Genomic DNA, 3,901 nt, shown 5'->3' on the forward strand with positions numbered 1-3,901 from the left:
GACAAGTATACATGGTCACAAGGGCGTTATGTATGGCTGTGGTCCCGTTTGGCGGAGTGCTGTCAAACCGGATTAATGGAGGGAGATGCAGAAGCGTATTTGCGGGAAGCTGGTAGAACGATGCGCTTTCTTCGTGACCATGTTGTACTCGACAATGACAACTGCGCCTTCCTGCTATCCGAAGAGGGAGTACCGAAGGAGCCGATCCCGGGCAAAGGATATGACACGAGCTTCTTCGCGGATTGCTTCGTCGTCTTGGGCGGAAGCGAATACGCGAGAGTTAGCGGGGATGCAGAATCGTTGGAGTGGACACTGCAGCGGTTCGACTCCATCATGGCTCGGCTGAACACGAACTCGCAGCGCAGTGAGCCTTACCCGATCCCGCCAGGGTTAGAAGCGCATAGTGTTTCGATGATTATGCTGAATGTCACGCAGGAGTTGGCAGAGGCATTAGCCGCCTCTGGTCATGTACGTGAGCAGCAAATGCGTCGATATGCAGCGGAGTATATGGACCGCATCCTGAATAGGTTCGTACAAGAAGACGGTACGGTAGTGGAGCTGTTAGCGACGGACGAACAGCTCTCAGATACCGTAATGGCGCGTCATCTTAATCCAGGCCATACGATTGAATGCATGTGGTTCGTCATGACCGAAGCGAATCGGATCGGCGGGATGACGGAGGCGATCAACAAGGCCGTGCGTGTGACCAAGAAGGCGCTTGAGCTTGGTTGGGATGACATCTATGGCGGGCTGCTGCATTACGTTGATCGTGATGGCGGGCCGCCACAAGGGCGGGAAACAGGCGGAGATGGCTTCGAGCGTAACATTATAGAGACTTGGGACGCGAAGCTGTGGTGGCCGCATTCCGAAGCTCTGTACACGCTCTTACTCGGTTACGAACTGACTGGCGATCCGGAATTGCTGGAGTGGTATGAGCGTATGCATGCGTACACGTTCGAGACGTTTCCACATCCGAATGCCGAAGTAGGCGAGTGGATTCAAATCCGCGACAGGGCGGGTGTACCGCTGACGAAGGTGGTTGCGTTACCGGTCAAGGATCCGTATCATATTCTCCGCAATTTCATTCTGATAGTAGAACTGCTTAACCGGAACCGATCGGAATGAACGCATAAACCAAGGGACTGACTGGAGAAACATCCGGTCAGTCTTTATTAATTGCGCGTTAAGCGAATAATTACTTTCCCATCTACAAAAAAATCCTCTAATCCGCGGTATAAGCGGAAATAGAGGATGATTGAAAATTAAAGGGCTGGATCGATTAGTTGAACTTTGGCAGCCAGTCGCCGTGTGCTTCGATCAGGGCGTCACACATGGCCACGATGTCATCCATCGACAGCTCGGCGGCTGTATGCGGATCGAGCATGGCAGCGTGGTAAATATGTTCTTTCTTCAACGTGCGAGCTGCTTCGATCGTAAGCAACTGGGTGTTGATGTTTGTCCGGTTCAACGCAGCAAGCTGCGGCGGAAGATCGCCTACATAAGTAGGGGTAACGCCGTTAGCGTCGACGAAGCAAGGTACTTCGACACAAGCTTCCTTAGGTAAATTCGTAATCAGGCCTGTGTTCATGACGTTCCCGCCGATCTTGAAAGGCACGTTCGTCTCCATCGCTTCCATCATTCGGGAGGCATACTCATGGGATCTATTGTGCGTCAAGCTGCGATTGTTAACAATCTCATCGCGCATCGTCTTCCAACGATCAATCTGATTAATACAGCGGCGCGGATATTCGTCGAGCGGGATGTTGAATCGTTCGATGAGCTCCGGGTAATTACGCTTGATGAAGTAAGGATGATATTCGGCATTATGTTCAGAAGACTCGGTTACGTAGTAGCCGAACTTCAGCATCAGTTCGAAACGAACCATGTCATGGTGTTTCTCCTTCTGTTTCTCGATCGCACGACGCTTGATTTCCGGATACAGATCGACTCCATCTTTCGTCACTTCCAACAACCAAGCCATATGGTTAATCCCTGCGATCCTGCTCTTTACTCCAGTGGTATCGATTTCCAGTGCTTTGAACAGATGCGGTACGCATACTTGCACGCTGTGGCACAAGCCAACGGTCTTGATCCCGCCGTCGGTGTTCATCACGTTCGTGAGAACGGCCATCGGATTCGTATAGTTCAAGAACCAGGCATCCGGACATACTTCCTGCATATCGCGGGCGAAGTCCATCATCACGGGAATTGTGCGCAAGTTCCGGAAAATGCCTCCGATTCCGAGTGTATCCGCGATTGTCTGGCGAAGGCCGAATTTCTTTGGAATTTCGAAGTCCGTAATCGTACACGGATCATAACCACCTACTTGAATCGCATTGATGACGTATTTTGCTCCGCGAAGCGCTTCCTTGCGGTCGGTATATGCTTTGATTTGACACGTGCTGCCTGTTGTTTCTTTTAGATTGAGCAGCATTTGCTCCGAATCCCGTAGCCGTTCTGGGTTAATGTCGAACAAGGCCAGCTCGAATTGTTGCAGCGCTGGGGTAAGTAAGGAATCGCCTAACACATTTTTGGTGAATACGGTGCTTCCTGCACCCAGAAACGTAATTTTGGACATGAGGTTTCGCTCCCTTGTGGATAGTGCTTTCGCTATCTACTATACTCGTTTCTCCTTCATGCAGACTATGGAATAATGCGACGATCGTATGGACAAATGTAGTTTTTCTGCTACGATGGCTATATAAGTCTTGTGAAGAGAGGATGCCCTGAATCGTGAATTCCCGCACTTATTCTGTAGCTATACAGCCTTATCCGATCAAGGGAGAGCTGATTGTCTTGTTCGCCGGACACGAGCAGACAGAGCCTTCCCATCATGTCGGACCGCAGGTGAGAGATTATTTTTTGATTCATCATGTGCTGGCCGGGAAAGGCGAGTTTCAATGCAGGGGCAGCAAATACGAGATTGGAGCGGGGCAAAGCTTCGTCATATTCCCTGGCGAACTGATACGTTATGATTCCGATGAGATCGACCCATGGAAGTACAGATGGATCGCCTTCAAGGGTACGTTAGCGGATCAACTGCTTAGTGAGCTGGGCATCTTCCCGGATCATCCTGTTGTTATGCCCGTCAATTCCCGCCGAACGGCTGCTCAGTTCCATCGGATGGAGGAAGTGCTGAGGAGTGCAGATGCCAGCTGTGATCTGGAGAGTGGCGGCTTGATTCGTCTAATGTTGGCGGGCTACGTGAAGGAAGGCCGAACTCCATTGCCAACGGGGAAAGCCGTACACAGCCCGAGCGAGGAACAAGTGGAGCGGGCTATTCGCTGGCTAACGCTGCAATACGCACAACCGATCTCCATTCAGCAGGTCGCTCAGGCATTAGGGTACCATCGTACGCATTTGTCCAAGCTGTTCAAGCAATATACCGGTCTTTCACCCATGCAATATTTGCTCAAAATCCGTATGGAGCGGGCCAAGCTGCTGCTGCTGGATGAGTTAACGGTAGAACAAGTGGCTTCATCAGTTGGATTCGTAGATTCGTTGTACTTCTCCAAGCAGTTTAAGAAATGGCAGGGCTGCACCCCGTCGGAGTATCGGAGCGGCAATGGGAATTCCGTCATGTTCGAATATAACGACTGTAATTAAGGATGGAGGAAGAGGCATGTTCAATCAACCAGAGAATGGAGTTATGCAGATTGACCAACGTAGAGAGCAGCTCTATGGGTTACTAGGCAGGTTGCCCGATAGGAACAGACCGATTCATGCCGAGCTGTTGGCAATCGAAGAGCGTCCAACTTGTATCGTGGAGCATCTGTTGTTGGACTTGAACGGAATTGAGCCGGTTCCGGCGTATTTTCTCAGCACCAAACAGATTGAAGGCATTGCCCCTCTTATTGTGTATCATCATTCGCATGGTGGGCGCTACAGCGTGGGTAAGGAG

3 protein-coding genes and 1 pseudogene are annotated in these 3,901 nt (G+C 50.8%); 3 read left to right on the top strand and 1 reads right to left on the bottom strand.

Annotation, left to right across the window (positions count from 1 at the left end; translation table 11 throughout):
* The coding region (locus AC1DWB_RS31925) for an AGE family epimerase/isomerase (RefSeq protein WP_477545128.1) at positions 1–1,125 on the top strand (1,125 nt) is incomplete at its 5' end.
* Positions 1,126–1,279: 154 nt separating this feature from the next.
* Here AC1DWB_RS31925 and melA read toward each other — a convergent pair.
* A complete protein-coding gene (gene melA, locus AC1DWB_RS31930) occupies positions 1,280–2,578 on the bottom strand; it encodes an alpha-galactosidase (protein WP_477545129.1) in 1,299 nt (432 codons plus the stop codon).
* A gap of 155 nt (positions 2,579–2,733) precedes the next feature.
* Here melA and AC1DWB_RS31935 point away from each other — a divergent pair, with 155 nt between their 5' ends.
* Positions 2,734–3,606, top strand: a complete 873-nt coding sequence (locus AC1DWB_RS31935) for an AraC family transcriptional regulator (protein ID WP_477545130.1) — start codon at positions 2,734–2,736, stop codon at positions 3,604–3,606.
* 16 nt (positions 3,607–3,622) lie between these two features.
* A pseudogene (locus AC1DWB_RS31940) lies at positions 3,623–3,901 on the top strand (alpha/beta hydrolase); the annotation flags it as partial.

It is taken from the genome of Paenibacillus sp. P4_E11 (assembly GCF_056401635.1).